We start from the raw sequence: 21947 nt of genomic DNA, 5'->3' as shown, positions 1-21947 counted from the left end.
GCGGCCCGCGCTCAGGCGCGGACCGCATTTGCTCTCGAACGGGCGTCCGGTCGGATCAATAGGCGCTGAGGCCGGTGCCCTTGTAGACCTTGTCGAACTCGGCCTTCACCGCCTCGTTCTGGTAGGACGCCACCAGCGTCTTCACCCAGGCTTCGTTCTCATTGCCGACCTTGACCGCGATGAAGTTGCGGTACGGGTTGTCGGCGATCGGCTCCTGCGCGATGCGGTTGTCTGGCGTCAGGCCGCTTTTCAGCGCCCAGTCGGTGTTGACCACGGCGGCGTCGAGGTCCTCGACCGAGCGGCCGACTATGCCGGCGTCGAGCTCCTTGATCTCGACCTTCTTGGGGTTCTCCGAAATGTCGGCGGTGGTGGCCAGAATGCCGGTGCCGTCTTTCAGCTTGATCACGCCCTCATTCTGCAGCACGCGCAGCGCCCGGCCTTCATTGGACGGGTCGTTCGGCACGCCGATGACGGCGCCCTCGGGCAGGTCGGCAACCGCCTTGAACTTCTTCGAGTAGAGGCCGATCGGCCAGACGCCGGTATAGCCGACGCGCACGATGTGATAGCCCTGCGTCTTGATCTGGTTGTCGAGATAGGGCTGGTGCTGGAAGGCGTTGGCGTCGATCTCGCCGCGCTCCAGCGCTTCGTTGGGCTGGGTGTAGTCGTTGAACACCACGGTCTCGATGGTCAGGCCCTTTTCGGCGGCTTGAGCGACGACGACGCGCCAGACATCCTCGTCCTCGCCGCTGATGATGCCGACCTTGATCGCCTTCTTGTCCTCGGCGAACGACGCATGCGGCGCCATCAGGCTGCCGACCGCGACCGCCGATGCGAACAGCAGAGCAAGGCCACTGCGCCGGTTGAGGGTTGACCAAAGGGAAGATGGCAAAGTGTTCTTGAAGTCCGACATGGTTTGATCTCTGCGGTTGTGAAGTCATGGCAGCCGGGCGGATTGCCTAGGCTTGGTCACATCGTCAGAAATTCTATCGATTTTATCAAAGAACGTGTTTCGCCTTTGCCCCCGATGCCAGGAATATTCTCTCAAAAATTTCAAGACATGGAGCACAAGACGGTGCCGGACCGCCCGCTGCGGCGCTGCGCTGCGATCCTGTACGCCTTGCATGGGAGATCAGATTTGGCGGGAGCCCGATATGGCCACGGGTGTCAAAGCGCGATCCAGGCGGTCTTCAGTTCGAGATATTTCTCCAGCGCGTGCAGCGACTTGTCGCGGCCGAAGCCGGACTGCTTGACGCCACCGAGCGGCACGGTGATGTCGGCGCCGCCATAGGTGTTGACGTGGACGACGCCGGCATGGATGGCGCGCACCATGCGATGCGCGGTGGAGAGGTTTGATGTCCACACCGCCGAGGCCAGCCCATAGACGGTCGAATTGGCAAGCCGTACCGCTTCCTCCTCGGTCTCGAAGCGCATGACGCCAAGCACCGGTCCGAACACTTCTTCGCGCGCAAGCTGCATATCCTGCGTGACGTTCTCGAAGATCGTCGGCGCCATGTAGCTACCGCCGGTTTCGGCGAGGATCCGTTCGCCGCCGCTGACCAGCCTCGCACCCTCTTCCCTCGCCTTGGCGACGAAGCCGAGATTCTTGTTCAGTTGCTCCGCACTCGACACCGCGCCGACATCGCTGGTGAGATCCAGCGGATCGCCGACCTTCAGCCGTTTGGTCGCCGAGACAAGCTCCTCCATGAAGCGGTCATAGACCGAGGACTGAACGAGCAGGCGCGAACCGGCAACGCAGACCTGGCCGGAATTGCGAAAGATGCCATTGGCCGAGACGACCGCGGCCTGCTTCAAATCCGGCGCATCGGCAAAGACGATGTTGGGTGACTTGCCGCCGAGCTCGAGGAAGACGCGCTTCAGATTGGAGCGGGCGGAGTAGTCGAGCAGCCGCCGGCCGACCGGCCCCGAGCCGGTGAAGGCGATGGCATCGACATCCATATGCAGGCCGAGCGCTTCGCCGGCGACGGAGCCTCGGCCGGTGACGACATTGAGCACGCCGGCGGGCAGGCCGGCCTCGCTGGCCAGTTCCGCCAGCCGCAGCAGCGTCAGCGAGGCGATCTCCGGCGGCTTGACCACCACGCAGTTGCCGGCGGCCAGAGCCGGCGCGATTTTCCAGGCGCCGATCATCAGCGGAAAATTCCACGGCACGATGACGCCGACGACGCCGAGTGGCTCCTTGTGGATCAGCCCCAGCACGTTCTCGGCCGTCGGCGCGATCTCGCCATAGACCTTGTCGATCGCCTCGGCGTAGTAGCGGATGGTGCCGGCCGCCGACAGCGGCTCGGCCTTGTAGGCCATGCCGATCTCGGTGCCATTGTCGCGCACGCCAAGCACGGCCAGTTCATCGACATGCTTTTCGATGAGTTCGGCGAGCCTGGTCAGCACCTTCTTGCGGAAGGCGGGCGCGGCGCGCGACCACGAACCTTTCTCGAACGCCTTGCGCGCCGATTTCACCGCGCGGTCGATATCGGTGGCATTGCCGTCGGCAATGCTGGCGAAGACGCGGCCATCGATCGGCGAAATGACAGGCAATGTCGCGCCGCTTGTTCCCGCCGATTGGGCGCCATCGATGAACAGGCCGCGCGCACCGATCTCCGTCCTGCGCAGCGTGTCGATGGCATTTTGAGTGATCATGGGGAACCGGCTCCGAAATTGACATGCAATGTGGTTGGCGCCCGGAACTCCCAGCCACGGAACACCGGCTCCTTGCCGGGCACCAGGCTGAGATCGGGGAAGCGTTTGAGCAGCAGCCTTACCGCAAGGCACATCTGCTCGCGTGCGAAAAACCGGCCGGAACAGAAATGATGGCCGAAGCCGAAGGCGGCATGGTTGCCTTCGTCGCGGTTGATGTCGAAGCGGTCGGGGTCGGCAAAGCGGCTCTCGTCGCGGCTGGCCGAGGAGACAAGTGCGGCGACCGGTGCGCCGGCGGGGATCGTCGCTCCGCCGATCTCGACCGAGCGCGTCGTTTCGCGCGTCTGCGTACCGATCGGCGCCACCCAGCGCAGGCCCTCGTCGACAGCCTTGGGCACGAAGGTCGCGGGATCGTCGAGCACCTGCCGCAGCTGGTCGGGATTCCTGAGCAGGCCGACAAGGATCGAGCCGGCGCCGTGGCCCGGCTCCTGCATGCCGCCGAGCAGGATGACCTTGATGGTCGGCATCAGGAAGTCGATCGGGCGCGTTTTGCCCTCCGGCATGCCGTCATGCAGCATGTGCGACAACGCGGAATCGTTGGGCTCGCGGGCGAGCCTTTCCAGCGTCGGCGTCACGGCATCGCCGACCTCGGCGCCGATGGCGTCGGCGATTTCCTGCCGCTTCGGGTCCTTCTCGAAGTTGATGGCGCCTTGCGCGAGCCCGTAGAACCAGCGGCGGAGCGTCGGCATGTCGATGTCGGCAAGGCCGAGCGAGCGGGCCAGGCTGAGCGTCGACATCGGCTCGAAATAATCGGCCATCAGTTCGGCGGAGCCTTGGCTGGCGATAGCGTCGAGATAGGGTTCGGCGATCGAGCGCACGAGATCGCCGGCATAGGAGGCGACGGTGCGCGGCCGGTATTTCGGGTCGACGCCCTGGCGGAGGTTCTTGTGGACCTCGCCATCGCTGGTCAGGATGGTCGGCTTGCCGAAGGAACGCTCGACGGGCGACACGCCCGCTCTGACGATTGCAGAAAAGATGTCGGGTGATTTCGCCACCAGTTCGACATCCTTCCAGCGGGTGACGAACCACAGATTGACCGAGGGCACGAAGGCGACCGGCGCGCTGCGCCTGAGTTCGGCATAGATCGGGTAGGGGTCGGCCTCCAGCGCCTCGACGGTGATGTTTTCGGCAAAGCTCAAAGCCGCCACTCCCTGTAAGGTGGGAAGGGGCGGCGTGGCATGCCGCCCCTTGCTTGTCTTAACCGGTTGCTTCGCTCAATCCTTCAGGGGCACACCGAGATTGTCGAACGCAACGGGATCGCGGCCTTTCAAGGCGCCGGCCAGCAGCAGGCCGATCACCGCCGCTATCAGCACCAGCCCGGGCAGGAACACACCGAGGAAGCCACCGGCCCCCGACAGGCTGCCGAAATTGATGACGATCAGGTAGATGATGACGACGAAGGCGATGAAGGTCAGCCCGGGCAGGATGGTGGTCTTCACCGCGTTCTCTCGGCTGGATGGGTTGGCGCGGAAGTACATCACCACGGCGAGCGAGGCGACAGCCATCATGACGATGACGCCGAGTGTCGCGACATTGGTCAGCCAGGAGAACAGCGCCAGCACCGGATCGAGGCCGAGCACGGCGAACAGGCCGACGACGACAGCCGCCAGCACGCTCTGGATCACCGAGGCGACATGCGGGCTCTGGTGCGCCGAATGCGTCACGCCGATCGACTGCGGCAAAAGCTTCTCGCGGCCCGAGACGTAGATGTAGCGGGCAACCGCATTGTGGAAGGCCAGCACACCGGCAAACAGGCTCGACACGAACAGGATGCTCATCGCATGCGTCAGCAGCGTGCCGGCATAACGGTCGGACAGGCCAAACAGGAAGGTCGTCGGGTCCTGCAGGCCCTGCAGCGCCGGCATCAATTTGTCGACACCGGCGCCGACCGCCATCAGCCAGGCGGTGACCATGTAGAAGACGCCGATCAGGACGACAGAGAAATAGGTGGCGCGCGGAATGGTGACTTTGGGGTCGCGGGCTTCCTCGGCATAGATCGTGGTCGCCTCGAAGCCGATGAAGGCGGCGAAGCAGAACAGGATGGCGATCGCCGGCGCGCCCGAGGTGATCTGGCTCCAGCTGAACGGAGCCGCCGACAGGCCGCTGTCGCCACCGGTCTTGAGGATCGTCAGATCGAGGATCAGCACCACGGCGTATTCGCACAGCACCAGCACCGTCAGGATCTTGGCCGACAGGTCGACCTGGCGGTAGCCGAGCACGGCGACAATGGCGATGGCGATGAAACTCCACACCCACCAGGGCAGGTTGATGCCCCAGCCGGCGAACAGCCCGGAGGTCGCGGCACCGAGCAGGCCCATGACGCCGATCTGCATGGCATTGTAGGACAAGATGGCGATCAGCGCCGTGGCGCCGCCGGCGAGACCGCCGAGGCCGCGCGCGGCATAGGCATAGAAGGCGCCGGCATTGCCGACATGGCGCGACATGGCGACATAGCCGACCGCAAACAGGAGCAGCAGCACCGTCACGATCAGATAGGTGCCGGCAAAGCCCGCGCCATTGCCCATCAGCATGCCGAGCGGGGTGCCGCCGGCCACCGCCGTGAGCGGCGCCGCCGCCGAGATCACCATGAAGGTGATGGCGCCGACACCAAGACTGTTCTTGCGCAGCCTGTTGGCCGGCGCCTGTTCCGAAACTGCTGTCATTGGTCCCTCCTGTTCGCGAACATCGTTGTCCGCCGGCCGCTTGGCCTGTCCCATACGCTCTGGATGCTGGTTCATTATTTGAACCCTTATTTTGAATATAGACTTGCAAACAAAGCAGCTTCCTGTCAAGTTAATTCACACGTTAAATGATTGCCCGATCCAGGAGGATGCGTTGGGTACGGTCGGCAAGGCGATTTCACTTCTGGAGCTGTTCAGCGTGGCCGAGCCCGAGTTCGGGCTGACCGAGCTGGCGCGCCGCTCGGGCTTCGACAAGGCGACGACGCGGCGGCTGCTGGTGGCCCTGACCGGCCATGGTTTCGTCGAGCAGGACGCCGGCACGCGGCACTATCGGCTCGGCGCCGGCCTGTCGCGACTGGCGCGCATCCGCGAGGCCCGCTTCCCTTTCCTGCAGACCGCGGTGCCGCTGGTGCGCGATCTGGCAAGTTCCACGGCCGAGACCGTGCATCTGTCGGAATTCGGCACCGACAGGCTGGTCACCGTCCATGTCGAACATCCCAGCTGGGCAAACCGCGTCAACATCGACATCGGCCAGCTTCTGCCCATGCATTCGACTGCGTCGGGCATCGCCTATCTGGCTTTCGCCAGGGATGAGGCCGTCAAGGCGTGCCTGGCGGGTCCGCTTGAAGCCTTCACGGCGCATACGCTGATCGAGCCGGCCGCCATCTCCCGTTCCATGGCCGAGGCGCGCGAGCGCGGCTATTCGATCTGCGACCAGGGCCTGGAAGAAGGCGTCATATCCGTCGCGGCGGCGATCCTGGCGGCGGACGGCTTTGCGCTCGGCACCATCGCCGTGGCGGCGCCCAAGGCCAGGACGGCGACGGCTGATATCGTGGAACGAGGACTTGCGGTCATGGCCACGGCACGGGAGATTTCGATGCGCCTCAATGGCGACAATTTGCAAACCTTGAGGAGGCAGGCCTGATGTCTGCACAGACAACGCCCCGCATCCTGGTCATTGGCACCGGCGACACCAAGGCCGACGAGTTGCTGTTCATGAAAGCCTGCATCGAGGCTTCGGGCGGCAGCGCCGTGATGATGGATGTCAGCGTATTGGGCAATCCGCCCTACAGCCCCGATCACGACAAGCATACAGTGGCGCAGGCCGTCGACGTGACGATCGAGGAAATCGTCACCAGCGGTGACGAGAACACCGCCATGACCCTGATGGCCGGCGGCGCCGTGCAATTGGTGCGCAAGCTGCATGGGAATGGGGAGATCGACGCCTTCATCGCCATAGGCGGCTCGATGGGCACCGATCTGGCGCTGGACGTAGCGCTTTCCCTGCCGCTCGGCGTGCCGAAATTCGTCGTCTCCACCATCGCCTATTCGCACCTGATTCCACCCGAGCGGGTCGCGCCGGACCTGATGATGATCCTCTGGGCCGGCGGGCTCTACGGCCTCAACTCGATCTGCAAGCTGGTCCTGTCGCAAGCCTGCGGCGCGGTTGTCGGCGCGGCCAGGATCGTGCTGGAGGCCCGCGCTTCGGCACCGGTGACCGGCCCGACCATCGGCATGACGTCGCTCGGCAGCTCCTGCCTGCGCTATATGAAGACGCTGAAACCGGCATTGGAACGTCGCGGCTATGACGTCGCCGTCTTCCACACCACCGGCATGGGCGGCCGCGCCTTCGAATCGATCGCCGGCCAGGACCATTTCTGCGCGGTGTTCGATTTCAGCCTGCAGGAGATCACCAATCATCTGGCCGGCTCCGTCGTCAGCTCCGGCAACGACCGGCTGGAAAATGCCGGTGCTCGCGGCATTCCACAGATCGCCGCCCCCGGCGCCGTGGATATGGTCGACCTGCCGACGTGGCAGGATTTGCCGGCTAAATTTTCCGAACGCCCGTTTCACGCCCACAACAGGCTGATCGCTTCGATCACGGTCGATGCCGACGACCGCCGGGAGGTCGCCAGGACCATCGCCGCCAAGCTCGGCGCCTCGAAAGGCCGCTCCGCCTTCATCCTGCCGTCCCGGGGTATCCAGGAATGGGACACGCAGGGCGAGCCACTCTATGAGCCGGAAGCGCTTGCCGCCTTCGTCGACGAAATGCGCAAGGTGATCCCCGGCGGGGTCGAGTTCCACGAGATCGACGCCCACATCAACAGCGACGACTTTGTCGGCAAGGCGCTGGAAATCTTCGATCGCTGGGTCGAGGAAGGCATCATCCCGCGTGGCATGCCGGCCAAGGGAGTGGCCGCGTGAGCGCTCCGGTGGCCCAGGCGCTGGTTCTCGATTTCGGCGGCGTCGTCACAAGGACGCTGTTCGAGACCCATGCCTTGACCGAACAGGCGCTCGGTCTGAAGCCCGGCACGCTGCAATGGCGCGGACCATTCGATCCGGGCAGCGATCCGCTGTGGCGCTCCATGCAGGCCGACGAGATCAGCGAGCGCGACTATTGGCGCACCCGTACCAGCGAGGTCGGCCTGCTCGTCGGCGAGGACTGGCAGGCGATGGAGACCTTTGTTCAGCGTGCGCGTGGCGCCGAGCCGGAAAAGGTGGTGCGGCCCGAAGCCGACCATGCCATCCGCGCCGTCCATGCCGCCGGGTTTCGCCTGGCGATCCTGTCCAACGAGCTCGACCTGTTCTACGGCACCGACTTTCGCCAAAAACTGCCGCTGCTCGGCCTGTTCGACGTGATCGTCGACGCTACCCATACCGGCATCCTCAAACCCGATCCGCGCGCCTATGGCTTCGTCACCGAAGCACTCGGCCTGCCGGCCGGTGCCTGCGTCTTCGTCGACGACCAGCAGCGCAATGTCGATGGCGGCCGTGCCGCCGGCATGCGCACGGTTCATTTCGACGTTGCCCGGCCAGCGCTTTCCTATGCCGAAGCCCTTGCCCATTTCGACCTCGTCCCAGCTGCCTGAGACCATTTGCGGAGCCTTGTCATGCGCGACATCAATTTCCTCACCGAGACCAACGCCAAGCCGATCTGGCATCCGATGGCGCATCCGGCCGAGATGCGGGCCAATCCGCCGAAGGTGATCATGAAGGGCGAGGGCGTCATGGTCACCGACATCGCCGGCAACACCGTGCTCGATGCCGTCGGCGGGCTGTGGAATGTCAATCTCGGCTACAGTTGCGACCCGATCAAGAAGGCGATCGCCGACCAGCTCGGCGCGCTGCCCTATTACTCGGGTTTTCGCGGCACCTCGACCGGACCGTCGATCGAACTCGCCTACGAGCTTTCCGAATGGTTCGCGCCGGAAGGCATGGTGCGGACCTTCTTCACCTCGGGCGGCTCGGATTCGGTCGAGACCGCGCTGCGGCTGGCGAGGCAATATTGGAAGATCCGTGGTCAGGGCGACCGGACAAAATTCCTGGCGCTCAAGAAAGGCTATCACGGCACCCATTTCGGCGGCGCCTCGGTCAACGGCAACGCCAATTTCCGTCGCAACTACGAGCCGCTGCTGCCGGGCGTCTTCCACATTCCGGCACCCTGGACCTTCCGCAACCCGTTCGACGAGACCGATCCGGCACGGCTGGCAAAACTGTGCGCCAAGGCGCTGGAGGACGAGATCGCCTTCCAGGGCGGCGACACCATCGCCGCCTTCATCATGGAGCCGGTGCTCGGCGCCGGCGGCGTCATCGTTCCGCATGAAAGCTTCATGCCGCTGATACGCGAGATCTGCGACCGCCACGAAATCCTGCTGATCGCCGACGAGGTCGTCACCGGCTTCGGCCGCACCGGCGCCTGGTCGGGCTCGCGGCTGACGGGCGTGCAGCCGGACTTCATGACCATCGCCAAGGCGATCACCTCAGGCTATTTCCCGCTCGGCGCCACCTTGATCAGCGCAAAGGTTGCCGACGTTTTCGAGGCCGACAAGACCAGTTTTGGCGCCATCGGTCATGGCTATACCTATTCCGGCCACCCGGTCGGCTGCGCGGCGGGACTGGCGGCCCTTGCCGAGACCAAACGACTGCGCCTGAACGAGAACGCGGCCGCGCGCGGTGTCGAATTGGCGGCCGTACTGGAGGGGCTGAAGGCCAAGCACGCCATCGTTGGCGATGTCCGTTACAAGGGGTTGATGGCGGCGGTCGAGCTGGTCTCGGATCGCGCGACGAAAAAACCCGCCGACAAGAAGACCATGGCCGTGGTTTCGGAGGCTGCCTACGAAGCCGGCGTCATGCTGCGCGTCTCCGGCAACACCATCATCCTGTCGCCGCCTCTGATCATCAGCGCCGCCGATGTCGCCAAGATCGGTGAGGCGATCGGCGCAGGCCTGTCGAAGGCCTGATGAGCCGGCGGACACAACGAGGTTCAGGTACCCACAGATGACACAACCGCAGAAGAAAATGACCGAGGAAGCGCTTGTTAGCCGGCGTTCCCGCCTGCTCGGTGCGAAATCGCAATTGTTCTATGACGAGCCCGTGCACCTGGTGCGCGGCGAAGGCGTCTGGCTCTACGATGCCGACGGCCGCAAATATCTCGACGCCTACAACAATGTCGCCCATGTCGGCCATTGCCACCCGCATGTGGTCGACGCCCTGTGCCGGCAGGCAAGCCTGCTCAACACCCACACGCGCTATCTGCACACCGCTATCCTCGACTATGTCGAGCGGCTGACCGCGACCTTCGACGCCAGCCTGTCGACCGCCATCCTCACCTGCACCGGCAGCGAGGCCAACGACATCGCGCTGCGCATGGCGCAGGCGACGTCAGGCCAGATGGGGATTATCGCTACCGACGCCACCTATCACGGCAACACCACGGCGGTCTCGCAGCTGTCAACCCGGATGCCGCCGGTCGGCGGCCGCGCTCCCTATGTCAGGCTGGTGCCGGCGCCCGACAGCTATCGCCATCCCGACGCGATGGCCAACGGCAAGGCGTTCGGCGACGCCGTGCGCGAAGCCATCGCCTCGCTGGCAAAGGACGGCATCGGCCTGTCCGGCATGATCCTGTGTCCGCTGCTCGCCAATGAAGGTTTTCCGACGCTGCCCGGCGGCTTCTTCGACGATGCCGTGGCGGCGATGCGTGACGCTGGCGGGCTGGTCATCGCAGACGAGGTTCAGCCCGGCTTTGGCCGCACCGGCAGCCATTTCTGGGGCCATCAGCGCGCCGGCTTCACCCCCGACATCGTCACCATGGGCAAGCCGATGGGCAACGGTCATCCGGTCGCCGCTGTCGTCACCACGACAGAAATCCTCGCGACCTTCCGGAACGCTTTCCGCTACTTCAACACATTTGGCGGCAATCCGGTGTCCTGCGCCGTGGCCAATGCCGTCCTCGATGTCCTGGAACAAGAAAATCTTGTCACCAACGCGCGAGACGTAGGCACCTATGCACTTAGCCTGCTGCAGCCGCTGGCCGACCGGCATGACTGCATTGGCGAAGTCAGGGGCGCTGGCCTGTTCTTCGGCGCCGAACTGGTGCGCGACCGCCTGACGCGCGAACCGGCGCCAGATATTGCCGGGCGCGTCATCAACGCCATGCGTGACCGTGGCGTGCTGATGGGCAAGACCGGCATTCATGGCAATGTGCTGAAGATCCGCCCGCCCATGCCGTTTTTCCGTGCCAATGCCGAGCTGCTGATCGGCGTGCTCGACGAAGTGCTTGGTGAAGTCGGCGGAGTGACGGCGTGAACGCAGTGTCCGCGCGATCCGAGCCCGAGACGGCGGCTGACGTCACCGAGCTTGCCCGGCATACGCTTGAGCATTGGGGCGTCCGCAACGCTGAGCCGGAGCTTTTGAAATACCGCGAGAATGCGGTGTTCCGCGTCCGCCTGGCCGATGGCCGGTCGGCAGCCCTGCGCATCCATCGGCTTGGCTATCACACCGATGCCGCGCTGCGCTCGGAACTGCAATGGATGGGTTTTCTGCAATCCGCCGGCGTCGCCACGCCATCCCCGGTCCCGACGCTGGCCGGCGATCTGTTCGTGCCGGTTGGCCTCGGCACTTCCACGCCGCGTCAGGTCGATTGTCTGAGCTGGCTCGAAGGTCGCGCCGTCGGCGCGCGCGGCGTGCCGCTCGGCTATTCGCCGCAACGGGCAAGAGAGGTCTTCACCGTCATCGGCCGAACCATAGCGCGCATGCACAATGCCGCCGCCAGCTGGGCACCACCGCCCGGTTTCACCCGCCATGCCTGGGATTTCGACGGTTTTTTCGGCCCGAACCCGACATGGGGCCGTTTCGAGACCTGCCCCTTTCTCGACGAGGCCAACCGCGAGCTGGTCCATTGTGCCCACGAGAAAGCGGTCGCGGCACTCTCGCGGCATGAGCGCAGCGCGCGCAATTTCGGCCTGATCCATGCCGATCTGGTGCGTGAGAACGTGCTGCTCGACGGCGACAGCATAGAGATCATCGACTTCGATGATTGCGGCCATGGTTGGCACGCCTACGACCTTGCCGTAGCACTCTACCAGAACCGCGAAGAGGCGATCTATCCGCTGATCGAAGCGTCGCTGCTTGAGGGCTACCGGCAGGAGCGGGAACTGGCGCGAGAGGACGTCGCGGCCTTGCCGCTGTTTTCAGCGCTGCGCGCCTTTGCCTTTCTTGGCTGGGTGCAGAGCCGCGTCGAGGGCGACATTACGAGGGATGCCGGCATGCGCATCTCGACCATCGCCGCCGGCGTGGTGGCGGATTATCTGCGCGGTGTGTGAGTTGCCGAACCGTCAGCTCTTGGCGAAATGGATGCTGACCGTGCCCGAACTGCCGAAATCGGCGACGATCATGTCACCCGGCCGTGCCTCGACCGGTCGCACGAATGACCCCGACAGCACCACCTCACCGGCCGCGATCGATAGGCCGTAGTGCGCGAGCCGGTCCGCCAGCCAGGCGATGCCCATCGCCGGATGATTGAGCACGCCGGCGCCGAGCCCGGTCTCCTCGACCTCGGCATTGCGCGAGACGATGGCGCCGATCCAGCGCATATCGGCCTCATCAGGCCGCTGCGGCCGGCCGCCGATGACGATGCCGGCATTGGCGGCATTGTCTGAGATCGTGTCGAAGAAAGTGCGCGCCTTCTTGGTCTCGGCATTGACGCGCTCGATGCGCGTGTCGAGGATTTCCAGCGCCGGCGCGATGTAGTCGGTGGCGTTGAGCACGTCGAAGATGGTCACGCCGGGACCCTTGAGGGGCGCCTTCGTGACGAAGGCGATCTCGGCCTCGACGCGCGGCTGGATGAAGCGGCCGGCGGGAATGGTCGCGCCGTCGTTGAAGAACATGTCGTCGAACAGCACGCCGGAATCCGGCGTGTCGATGGCCAGCGCATATTGCATCGCCTTTGAGGTCAGGCCGATCTTCCAGCCCTTTGGCTTCAGCCCTCCGGCGATCTTGCGCGTCACCAGTGCCGCCTGGACGCGGTAGGCGTCCTCCATGGTCGCTTGCGGGTAATCGAGGCTGAGCAGCCGGATCTGGCGGCGCGAACGTTCGGCCTCGAACAGCCGCGCCGCGGCGTCTTCCACTTGCTCCGGGGTCATGCTGCTGCCTCGTCGACGACGCCGTTTCGGAGCACGCCGATGCCGTCGGCCTCCACCTCGATGACGTCGCCGGGTTTCAGCCAGATCGGGGGGTCGAAGCGGGCGCCGGCGCCGGTCGGCGTGCCGGTGACGATGATATCGCCAGGCACCAGCGTGGTGAAGGTCGAGATGTAGTTGATGATCTTGCGGAAGGAAAAGATCATCCTGCTGGTCCGATCCTGCTGGCGGATCTCGCCATTGACGCGGGTGGTCAGCGCGATGTCGGCGATCTGCGCCTCGTCCGTGAACGGCACCAGCCACGGGCCGATCGAGCCGGTGCGGTCGAAATTCTTGCCTTGCGTGACGTTGAACTTGGCGTGCCGCACCCAGTCGCGGATGGTGCCCTCATTGCACAGCGACAGTGCCGCAATGTGACCGAGCGCATCCGCCTCGGCGATACGCCGCCCGCTTTTGCCGATGACAATGACGACCTCGCCCTCATAGTCGAGCTGCGGCGATTCCGGCGGCCGCACCAGTGCAGCGCCATGGCCGACGAAGGAACGCGGAAAGCGGATGAACAGCGACGGATTCGAAGGTGCTGCCTGGCCGTCCTTGTACTCCTCGTTACGGTCAGGATAGTTGACACCGACGCAGATGATCTTTTCCGGCGACGGGATCGGGATGTCGTAGGCGATGGCGTCGAGCGGGAAATCGACGGCAAAGGCCTCGGCCTCTTCCGCCAGCCGCCGCAAGGCGCCGGCCTCGATTACCTCGCGCAATGTCGGCCACTGGCTGTGGCGGGCCGACAGGTCGACGACGCCCTTGCCGGTGATCGCGCCATAGCGCGCCTTGCCGTCGGCCGTGAAGGTGGCGAGCCGGGGGGAATCATGCTGCGGCTCCGCCGATGGTGTTGGATGTCTGCAGGGGCGGAGTTCTATGGCGCCCCCCTCTGTCCTGCCGGACATCTCCCCTCTTGGGGGGAGATTGGATATCGTCTCTACCTTCGCCAATTTCCAGCGTTGCGAGAAAGGGGCGGGCCGTCGGGTCAGCCAATCTCCCCCCTTGAGGGGGAGATGTCCGGCAGGACAGAGGGGGGCGCCACGGAACGTTGACATCTCCAAAATCCCACTACGGCGCAATGATCGGCGACGCCGTCAGATCGGGCTGGCGCGCGGTGACGCCGGCAAAGGTGCTGCCTTCGTCGAACCAGCTTTTCGGTGCCGGCGCGCCCCACAGTGTCTGGCGTTGCGGGTCCTTGAGGTCCCATTTGATCGGCTCGAGGTCCGGATCGACCGTCTGGTAGTCCGAACAGTAGATCTCGATGCGATGGTTGTCGGGATCGCGGACATAGAGGAAGAAGGCGTTGGAAATGCCGTGCCGGCCGGGACCGCGCTCGATGTTCGGCAAATAGCCGGTCGTTGCCATCAGGTCGAGCAGGTCGATGATGTTGAGCGGCGTCGGCACCCAGAAGGCGACGTGATGCAGGCGCGGCCCGACACCATTGGTGAAGGCGATGTCGTGGACGCCACCCTTGCGGTGCGTCCAGGCCGCCCACAGCTTCCCGCTCGAGGCATCCTCGGTGTATTCGGTCACCCGGAAGCCGAGCTCGTTGTAGAAGGCGACGGACTCGTCGACATTGGGCGAGAAGCAGTTGAAGTGGTCGATGCGTAGCGGCTTCACGCCCCGGTAGAGCGCATATTTCTGATGGATTGGCGGCAGCCTTGCCATCTCAGCATAGAATTCTAGAGGTATGCCGTGCGGGTCACGCGTGCGGAAGGTGCGCGACTGGTAAGGCCGCTCCACCCATTCCACCGGCAGGCCCTTGCCCCTAAAGAAATGCTCGGCCTTGTCGAGATCGTCGTCCGAAAAGACCTTGAAGCCGAGGTCGCGCGCCTCCGGCGTCGTCGCCTTGCGCAGCACGATGCAGTGATGGCCACGCTCTTCCATGGCGCGCAGGTAGATGGCGCCCGAGGTTTCGTCGGTGACCTGCAGGCCGAGCGTGTCGACATAGAAAGCGCGGGATTTGGCAAGGTCGGTGACCGCCAGCTCGACATGGCTGAGGCGCACGATGTTGAAGGCGGGATAGAGGTTGGGCTTGGGCAAGGGCATCTGATTTCCTCCGTCAGCCGCCGAGTTTCTGGATCGCGTGCGCCGTCGTCGAAAAGGCGACGTTCTTCGTCTCCATGTAGAAGTCGAAGGAATGGTCGCCGCCGTCGCGGCCGATGCCGGAATTCTTGACACCACCGAACGGCGTCGGCAGATGGCGCACATTCTCCGAATTGACCCAGATCATGCCGGCCTCCAGCGCATCGGTGAAACGGAAGGCGCGGGTGACGTCCGAAGTCCAGAGATAGCCGGTCAGGCCATATTGCGTGTCGTTGGCGAGCGCCAGCGCCTCCGCCTCGTCCTTGAAAGCGATTGCCGTCAGCACAGGCCCGAAGATCTCCTCCTGGGCGATGCGCATCCTGTTGGTGGCGCCGGTGAACAACGTCGGGCTGACATAGCAGCCGCCACCCGGCCCGGCGAACTTGCCGCCGCCGGCGGCAACCACCGCGCCCTCCGATTTGCCGATCTCGATATAGGACAGCACCTTTTCCTCGTGCACGGGATGGATCAGCGGGCCGACCACGGTCTTCGGATCGAGCGGATGACCGATCTTGATGCGCTTTGCCTTCTCAGCCACCAGATCGGTGAACTGGTCGTAGACCGAGGCTTCGACCAGCAGCCGCGACGACGAGGTGCAGCGTTCACCGTTGAGCGAGTAGATCATGAACACGGCGGCGTCGGCCGCGCGGTCCAGGTCGGCGTCGGCGAACACGATCACCGGGTTCTTGCCGCCGAGCTCGAAATGCACGCGCTTCAGCGTGTCGGCGCCCTGTTTCATGATCATCGAACCGGTGCGGCTCTCGCCGACAAAGCCGATCGCCTTGATGTCGGGGTGCTCGGTCAGCGCCTTGCCGGCATGCTCGCCAAGGCCGTTGACCAGGTTCCAGACGCCTTTCGGCAGGCCGGCCTGCTCGGCGATCTCGACCAGCAGGCGCGCCGTCAGCGGCGAGAATTCAGCCGGCTTATGAACGGCGGTGCAGCCGGCCGCCAGTGCCGGCGCGATCTTCCAGGTCGACAGCATGAACGGCGTGTTCCACGGCGTGATGATGCCGACCGGGCCGATCGGCACGCGGGTAGTGATGTTGACCTGGCCTGTGGTCCGCAGCGTCTCGCCGTCACGCGCTTCCGGCGCGCGGTCGGCGAAGAAGCGGAAATTCTCGGCACCCCGCAACGCCGCCTTGGCCATGAATTTCAGCGCCTGGCCGGTGTCCATGCATTCGACGAAGGCGATCTCCTCGGCGCGCGCCTCGATCGCATCGGCTATTTTGTGCAGCAGTTTCTTGCGCGCCTCGCCCGGCATGGCGGCCCAGGCCGGGAATGCTGCCTTGGCCGCCTTGGCGGCGCGGTCGATGTCGGCGGCGCCACCGCGCGCGACCTTGGCCAGCGGCTTGAGATCGACAGGCGACAGCGTCTCGAAGGTCGAACCGTCGGCGGCCGGCAGCGCTTCGCCGCCGATCTGGTTCAACACGCCATCGTTCTTGAAGCGGGCCAGATAGGCCTCGGCCTTTTTCAGATTGCCTTCGAGGTCGGACATGTCAGCTTTCCGTCACTTGCCGCGCAGCCGCGGGTGGATTGCATTCTTCTTCCAGCTCAGCACCGGATCGATTTCCCTGATCTCCAGCGACAGAGCGAAATGCGGGGTCTCGAACAGCGTGGCCAGGTATTCGCTCACCGCCGTGAAGACGGCCTCGCCGGTGCGCTTCTTGTCCTCGGCGCTGCGGCCGGTGCCGATGCGAAACGACATGTCGAGAAAGGCGTTTTCCGGCAGCCTGTCGGCAATGGCGTAGGCCTCGGCACGAAAGGCCCGCACCCGCACCGCGCCGGTCTCGAACAGCCCGGTGTCCAGCACCGTGCGCAACACCAGCGCGCACAATTCGCCCATATCGACCTTGGCATCGAGATTGGCCGAATACTCGATGGAGAAGTGAGGCACTGCGTTTCGTTCCCAGGATCATTGCATTGTTGTAGTTAACGCGTTAATTACATGCGATATCGCCGAAGTCAAGCCTTGCATCAGGCTTGAGGCGACGATACGGGATGGAAAGGTCGGGTTTTGGCGTTGTCCATATCGGGTCAAATCCGACTGACAACCGCATGATTGAGGACGCTGCTTCTTGCTGCCTGAAAACACTCGTCGTTCCCTGCCTATGGCGCTGCTTCACGCCCGCGAAGCGGTGATGGCGCGGTTTCGCCCGATGCTTGCAGCGCATGACGTGACCGAACAGCAATGGCGCGTGCTGCGCGTGCTGAGCGAAGCCGGCTCGGTCGAAGCGACGGAGCTTGCCGATCGCGCCTCGGTGCTGCCGCCCAGCCTGACCCGCATCATCAAGGCGCTCGAGGGCCGAAATTCATCACCCGCAACAAGGCGGAAGGCGATGGCCGCCGCGTCATCCTGGCCATCGCCCCAGCCGGATCCGCCTTGATCGACGCCCTGTCGCCCGAACGCCGCGTCATCTACGACGACATCGAGCAGCGCTTTGGCCATGAGAAATTGGAGCAGTTGCTCGACCTGCTGGAGAAGCTGATCGACGGCGAAAGCTGAGGTTTTTCGGCGGATCTCCGCAGAAGTTTTAACGGTTTGTTGGGGTCGCAACCTTGGAAATTAGCCGCAGCGCCCATCACTTCGTTATCCACGGGCGGAGCAAGGAGCGAAGCGACGCGGCGCAGACCCGAGGATCCATGCCGGGACTCCTGAGCGCCGCCACGGTCCAGAATTCTGCACCGCTGTGCCCTACGACTGAGGTCGCGGCATGGCAACTGTGTTTATGCGAATGCTTTTTTATCACGGATGATGGCGTTGAGGACGACGAGGAGCTTCCTTGCGACAGCGATGATGGCCAGTTTCTTTGAGCCTGAGCGGGCTGCGATGGCGCTATAGAAATCTCTGAAGCGCTCACAGGCTCGGATGGCGCCCAGCGCTGCCATGTAGAGGGCACGGCGCACGCGCGACCGGCCGCCCTGGATCTGGCTCCTGCGGTTGAGCTTGCCGCTCTTGTTGTCGAAGGGGGCAAGGCCGGCGAGTGCCGCGATCGACTTGGGTGAACGCAGGCCGAGCTCGGGCAGGTGCGCCAGCAGTGAGAACGCGGTGATCCTGGAGACACCGGGCACGGAGACCATCAGCGCATTGTCGCGGGCCGTATCCTCGGATTGACGAATGACCTCGGCGATCTGGCTCTCGAGCGCCTTGATGCGCGTGTTGAAGGTTGCGATCAGCTCTTCGAGCTCGGTGATGACGGTCTCGTCAAAGGCCTCACTGAGTTGCTTCTTCAACTTTGCCCTGATCTCGACCAGTTGGTCTCGGAGGCGGGCAAGCGATTGAAGGTGTTCACCTTCTTCGCGCGGCGCCGGCTCGGCCTCAGGGTGATAGCGACGGCCATAGCCGCTCAGCATCCTGGCATCGAGACGATCGGTCTTGGCGCGCCGTCTCGTCGACTTCGCATAGTGGTGAGTGTGCGCCGGATTGTGTCGCGAGAACGCAACGCCTGCCTTGGCCAGCGCATGGCGCAGCAGCCGGTCATGAACGCCTGTCGCCTCCATGACCACAAAATCTCGGTCGGGATAAAGGCCTGCCACATAGGCAGCGATCGCATCGGCCTGGTTGTCGATGCGCTGGGAATGCCCGCTTGTCTCATCAAAAAAATCGAGCCACTGCTTGGAGATATCGCAGCCGACGTAGTTCTGCATTATCATGTCCATGCCTCTTCCTGTGGTGCGGGGTCTGCTGCTAACAGCCCCGTGCAACTGTTCAGGTTGATGGTTCACCGGTGGGAAGGGACCGAGCCATGCCACGGCCTGTCCTCAAAAGGACGACCAGGATCCTCTCGGTCTCCTTCCCACTTCAGACATAGCATGGCACCGACACACAGGATCCTCGGGTCTGCGCTGCGTCGCTGCGCTCCTGCTTCGCCCGTGGATGACGACGTCGGGAAGGCTTCGCCTCCATCCCCCTGTCAGCGCCATCAAATGCCTTCACCCGCCAAAACTGCCGAGCCGCGTCGGCTGCGTATAATTCCGATCGACATAGAGCAGCGCCGAGCCGCCGCTGCCGTGCCGCACATCGATGACGCGGCCGATCATGACATTGTGCGTGCCGACGATGTGCACGTCCTCGATCTCGCAATCGAAATTGACGATCGCGTCCGACAGTGCCGGCGTGCCCGAGGTCAGCGTCTGCCAGCGCGCCGCCGAATAGCGCGCTTCCATGTCCCTGGTCGCGCCGGCAAACTTTCCCGCCAGGTGCATATGGTCATGCGTCAGCACGTTGACGCAGAAGCGGCGGTTGGCGAGGAACATGGCGGCCTGCGTCGAACGCCCGTTCATGCACACCAAGAGCGTCGGCGGCTCGTCGGAAACGCTGCACATGGCGGTGGCGGTGAAGCCGCCGCGCCCTGCCGGGCCATCTGTCGTGACGATGTTGACCGGCGCGCAGACCCTTGCCATGGCGTCGCGGAAATCGGTCTTCGAAATCTGCGTGGCCATCGGCGTTCACCCAGCCGGCGAAGCAAGCGGATTGAGCCAGGTGTTGCCCGTCCAGCCGTTCTCGTCATAATCGGCCATGCAGGTGTCGACCAGTTCCTCCATCGCCTTCAGCCGCCCGCCGCGCTCGGCCCCCTTCAGCACCTGCAGCCGCACCTCTTCCGGCGCGCCGGCATAGTTGAGTTCATAGAGCGCGTGGCGGCCGCCGAACTCGGTGCCGGTCGCGTCCCACAACAGCTTCATGATCTTGATGCGCTCGATATGGCCCATGTCGTTGGAGCCGCGCACATATTGCGCCAGGTATTTGTCGATCTCGGGATTGTTGAAGTCGCGCACCGAAGACGGCAGGTAGATCAGGCCGGAGGCAATCACCCGCCGCACCGTGTCGATGACGCGCGGATAGGCTTCCGACATGAAGGTCCGGTAGGCGAGCGCGGCCTCCAGATTGGGCAGCACCGCGCCATTCGCCCACGGGATCGGATTGTAGGCCATGGCATTGGAAAAACTCCAGAACATGTGCCTGAGCGCGATGACCTCGCCCAGTGCCGCCTGGTTGCCGCGGAAGGCGTCGCCGCCGGTGGCGCGCAGCGCCTTGGCTAGCAGGCCGGCGAGGAAATCGAGCTTGACGGCGAAGCGCGTGCAGCCCTGGAAGCAGTAGCCATGCATGAATCCGGACGCCGGATGGAACGACAGGATCTTCTGCGCGTCGCGCAGCACCAGCACGTCCTCCCAGGGGATGAAGACATTGTCGAGCACCAGGATCGCGTCGTTCTCGTCGAAACGCGACGACAACGGATAGTCGAAGGGGGCCGCCACGGTGTTGGCCGTCTGCTCGTAGGAGACGCGGCAGAACATCTTTATCCCCGGCGCGTTCATCGGCACGATGAACATCACCGACAGCGACGGATCCTCGGTGACCGTCGCCGAGCCCTGCGCCAGGAAATTGTAGTGGGTCAGCGCCGAGGACGTCGCCACCACCTTGGCGCCGGAGACATAGATGCCGGCATCCGTCTCCCTGGTGATGTGGACGAAGACATCCTTCACCTGTTCGGCCGGCTTGTGGCGGTCGATCGGCGGGTTGACGATGGCATGGTTCATGAACAGCACGGCTTCCTGGGCCCGTTTGTGCCAGGCGAGCGCATTGTCCTTGAACGGCCCGTACCAGTCGGCATTGGCGCCAAGCGTGTTCATCAGCGCCGCCTTGTAGTCGGGCGTGCGCCCCATCCAGCCATAGGACATGCGCGACCACTCGGCGATCGCCGTCTGCTGCGCCGCGAGTTCGCCAGAGGATTTGGCGACCCGGAAATATTTGTGGGTGTAGCCGCTTGATCCGGTGTCGGTGGCCGACGTCAGCGTATCCCGCCGTTTGGGGTCATGCAGCGCGTCGTAGAGGCGTGCCAGCGACCGCGCCGAATTGCGCATCGCGGGGTGCGTAGTGACGTCGGCGATGCGTTCGCCGTTGATATAGACCTCGCGGCCGTCACGCAGGCTCTCCAGATACTCGGCCCCGGTGAACGGGCGCGCTTTGTCGGCACGGAAATCTTCTGATCGCATATGTTCCTCCACTGATAACATCGATCCTAGCGCTAGGACCGTGTATCGGTTATGGACGGAACGGCAAAACCGATTGGACTTTTTCCGGCGCCATGAGCCAGAACTCCATTCCCGATTTCTTCGTCTATGGCGAGCCGGTGCGGCCGCTCGATGTCGGCTTCCTGCATGTCGAGACAGTGCTTGCGCGCGGCAGTATCCACCATGGCCAGGTTGCGGCGCACAAGCATCCGCAGATGGGCCAGATCACCTACTGGACCAGCGGCTCCGGCACCTACCGCATCGAGGACCGATCCTGGGACTTTTCGGCACCCGCCGTCAGCTTCGTGCCGAGCACGGTCGTGCATGGCTTCTCCATCGGCCCCGGCACCGACGCCATCGTCGTCTCGGTCGCCGACGATGCGCTCGCCGCCCTTGCCGGCCACAGCCTGCTGCCATTGGACAGGCCGGTGTTTGCCGACGGCCTTCCGCAACACGCCGCATGGCAAAGGCTGGCGGCGGTGCTGGAGATGATCGCCGCCGAATACGCCGAGGCGCAGGCCGGCAATGACAAGGTCCTGCCGGCGCTGATCGCCGTCGCGCTCTCCCACATCGCGCGTCTCGCACCGGCGACAATTGCCGCCGCACCGTCTTCCGATGCGTCACTGGCGATAGGCTTGCGCCGCCTCGTCGATGCGCATTTCCGTGAAAACTGGCCGGTCGACCGTTATGTCGAAAGCCTTGCCACCACACCGCATCTTCTCGACAAGGCCAGCCGTGCAGTGCTGGGCACCGGCGTCAAGCGGGTGGTCAGCGAGCGCCGGCTGCTTGAGGCCAAGCGCCTGCTGCTGTTCACCGTGCGCACGGTCGAGGATATCGCCTACGAGATCGGTTTTGATGATCCCGCCTATTTCTCCCGCTTCTTTCGCGAACGGACAGGCGAGGCACCCGCCGCCTGGCGGCGTAGGCAGTTGAGGTAGGGACGCACTTTCCCGCTTGACTGACCAGCAGTACCGAATACGCTAAGGCAAAATACCGGCCCTGA

At 64.2% G+C, this 21947-nt stretch carries 19 protein-coding genes and 1 pseudogene; 8 read left to right on the top strand and 12 right to left on the bottom strand.

Features of this window, described 5'->3' with window-relative positions; translation table 11 throughout:
- Nucleotides 1-55: 55 nt before the first annotated feature.
- The 4 genes from AC0V7N_RS04455 to AC0V7N_RS04440 form a co-directional block, all read right to left on the bottom strand.
- Nucleotides 56-910, bottom strand: coding sequence for a MetQ/NlpA family lipoprotein (locus AC0V7N_RS04455; protein ID WP_475455066.1), 855 nt, complete (start codon nucleotides 908-910; stop codon nucleotides 56-58).
- 254 nt (nucleotides 911-1164) lie between these two features.
- Complete coding sequence (locus AC0V7N_RS04450; RefSeq protein WP_475455064.1) at nucleotides 1165-2652, bottom strand: aldehyde dehydrogenase; 1488 nt, start codon at nucleotides 2650-2652, stop codon at nucleotides 1165-1167.
- Nucleotides 2649-3848 (bottom strand): cytochrome P450, encoded by a 1200-nt coding sequence (locus AC0V7N_RS04445; RefSeq protein ID WP_475455062.1) that lies wholly within the window; start codon nucleotides 3846-3848, stop codon nucleotides 2649-2651. The genes AC0V7N_RS04450 and AC0V7N_RS04445 overlap by 4 nt, the downstream gene beginning before the upstream one ends.
- 75 nt (nucleotides 3849-3923) lie before the next feature.
- On the bottom strand, nucleotides 3924-5372 hold the full coding sequence (locus AC0V7N_RS04440) for an APC family permease (RefSeq protein WP_475455060.1): 1449 nt from the start codon (nucleotides 5370-5372) through the stop codon (nucleotides 3924-3926).
- 172 nt (nucleotides 5373-5544) lie between these two features.
- Here AC0V7N_RS04440 and AC0V7N_RS04435 point away from each other — a divergent pair, with 172 nt between their 5' ends.
- Genes AC0V7N_RS04435 through AC0V7N_RS04410 form a run of 6 tightly spaced genes read left to right on the top strand, consistent with a single transcriptional unit; the run spans nucleotide 5545 to nucleotide 11992 of the window.
- A complete protein-coding gene (locus AC0V7N_RS04435) occupies nucleotides 5545-6315 on the top strand; it encodes an IclR family transcriptional regulator (protein ID WP_475455058.1) in 771 nt (256 codons plus the stop codon).
- Nucleotides 6315-7595: a Tm-1-like ATP-binding domain-containing protein gene (locus tag AC0V7N_RS04430; protein WP_475455056.1), complete on the top strand. Its 1281-nt coding sequence runs from the start codon at nucleotides 6315-6317 to the stop codon at nucleotides 7593-7595. Before AC0V7N_RS04435 ends, AC0V7N_RS04430 begins: the two co-directional genes overlap by 1 nt.
- A gap of 8 nt (nucleotides 7596-7603) precedes the next feature.
- Nucleotides 7604-8260, top strand: coding sequence for an HAD family hydrolase (locus AC0V7N_RS04425; RefSeq protein WP_475460203.1), 657 nt, complete (start codon nucleotides 7604-7606; stop codon nucleotides 8258-8260).
- Nucleotides 8261-8281: 21 nt separating this feature from the next.
- Entirely contained in the window at nucleotides 8282-9631 is a 1350-nt protein-coding gene (locus AC0V7N_RS04420) for an aminotransferase class III-fold pyridoxal phosphate-dependent enzyme (protein WP_475455054.1), read from the top strand.
- Between the two features lie 37 nt (nucleotides 9632-9668).
- Nucleotides 9669-10976 carry an aminotransferase class III-fold pyridoxal phosphate-dependent enzyme gene (locus tag AC0V7N_RS04415; RefSeq protein ID WP_496627733.1) on the top strand — a complete coding sequence of 436 codons (1308 nt, stop codon included), beginning with the start codon at nucleotides 9669-9671 and terminating at the stop codon, nucleotides 10974-10976.
- Nucleotides 10973-11992 (top strand): phosphotransferase enzyme family protein, encoded by a 1020-nt coding sequence (locus AC0V7N_RS04410; protein ID WP_475455052.1) that lies wholly within the window; start codon nucleotides 10973-10975, stop codon nucleotides 11990-11992. Before AC0V7N_RS04415 ends, AC0V7N_RS04410 begins: the two co-directional genes overlap by 4 nt.
- A 12-nt stretch (nucleotides 11993-12004) precedes the next feature.
- Here AC0V7N_RS04410 and hpaH read toward each other — a convergent pair whose 3' ends face one another.
- From hpaH to AC0V7N_RS04385, 5 genes are all read right to left on the bottom strand, one after another.
- On the bottom strand, nucleotides 12005-12811 hold the full coding sequence (hpaH, locus tag AC0V7N_RS04405; protein WP_496627732.1) for a 2-oxo-hept-4-ene-1,7-dioate hydratase: 807 nt from the start codon (nucleotides 12809-12811) through the stop codon (nucleotides 12005-12007).
- Nucleotides 12808-13623, bottom strand: a complete 816-nt coding sequence (locus AC0V7N_RS04400) for a fumarylacetoacetate hydrolase family protein (protein WP_496628001.1) — start codon at nucleotides 13621-13623, stop codon at nucleotides 12808-12810. Before AC0V7N_RS04400 ends, hpaH begins: the two co-directional genes overlap by 4 nt.
- Nucleotides 13624-13918: 295 nt before the next feature.
- Complete coding sequence (gene hpaD, locus AC0V7N_RS04395; RefSeq protein WP_475455046.1) at nucleotides 13919-14899, bottom strand: 3,4-dihydroxyphenylacetate 2,3-dioxygenase; 981 nt, start codon at nucleotides 14897-14899, stop codon at nucleotides 13919-13921.
- Between the two features lie 13 nt (nucleotides 14900-14912).
- Entirely contained in the window at nucleotides 14913-16430 is a 1518-nt protein-coding gene (gene hpaE, locus AC0V7N_RS04390) for a 5-carboxymethyl-2-hydroxymuconate semialdehyde dehydrogenase (protein ID WP_475455044.1), read from the bottom strand.
- A gap of 12 nt (nucleotides 16431-16442) precedes the next feature.
- Entirely contained in the window at nucleotides 16443-16829 is a 387-nt protein-coding gene (locus tag AC0V7N_RS04385; protein ID WP_475455042.1) for a 5-carboxymethyl-2-hydroxymuconate Delta-isomerase, read from the bottom strand.
- A 214-nt stretch (nucleotides 16830-17043) separates the two neighbouring features.
- Here AC0V7N_RS04385 and hpaR point away from each other — a divergent pair.
- Nucleotides 17044-17438 (top strand): annotated as a pseudogene (gene hpaR, locus AC0V7N_RS04380) (homoprotocatechuate degradation operon regulator HpaR).
- Nucleotides 17439-17659: 221 nt separating this feature from the next.
- On the opposite strand, the gene AC0V7N_RS04375 reads toward hpaR, so the two are convergent.
- From AC0V7N_RS04375 to AC0V7N_RS04365, 3 genes are all read right to left on the bottom strand, one after another.
- A complete protein-coding gene (locus AC0V7N_RS04375; RefSeq protein ID WP_475455038.1) occupies nucleotides 17660-18592 on the bottom strand; it encodes an IS110 family RNA-guided transposase in 933 nt (310 codons plus the stop codon).
- Nucleotides 18593-18865: 273 nt separating this feature from the next.
- Nucleotides 18866-19375, bottom strand: a complete 510-nt coding sequence (locus tag AC0V7N_RS04370) for a flavin reductase (RefSeq protein ID WP_027040919.1) — start codon at nucleotides 19373-19375, stop codon at nucleotides 18866-18868.
- A 6-nt stretch (nucleotides 19376-19381) separates the two neighbouring features.
- Nucleotides 19382-20926: a 4-hydroxyphenylacetate 3-hydroxylase N-terminal domain-containing protein gene (locus tag AC0V7N_RS04365; RefSeq protein ID WP_475455036.1), complete on the bottom strand. Its 1545-nt coding sequence runs from the start codon at nucleotides 20924-20926 to the stop codon at nucleotides 19382-19384.
- 92 nt (nucleotides 20927-21018) lie between these two features.
- Between AC0V7N_RS04365 and AC0V7N_RS04360 the strand changes: the two genes are divergently transcribed.
- Nucleotides 21019-21882, top strand: a complete 864-nt coding sequence (locus AC0V7N_RS04360) for a helix-turn-helix domain-containing protein (RefSeq protein ID WP_475455034.1) — start codon at nucleotides 21019-21021, stop codon at nucleotides 21880-21882.
- Nucleotides 21883-21947 lie beyond the last annotated feature (65 nt).

The organism is Mesorhizobium kamtschaticum, assembly GCF_056174585.1.
This window is presented reverse-complemented; position numbering and strand designations above follow the sequence as displayed.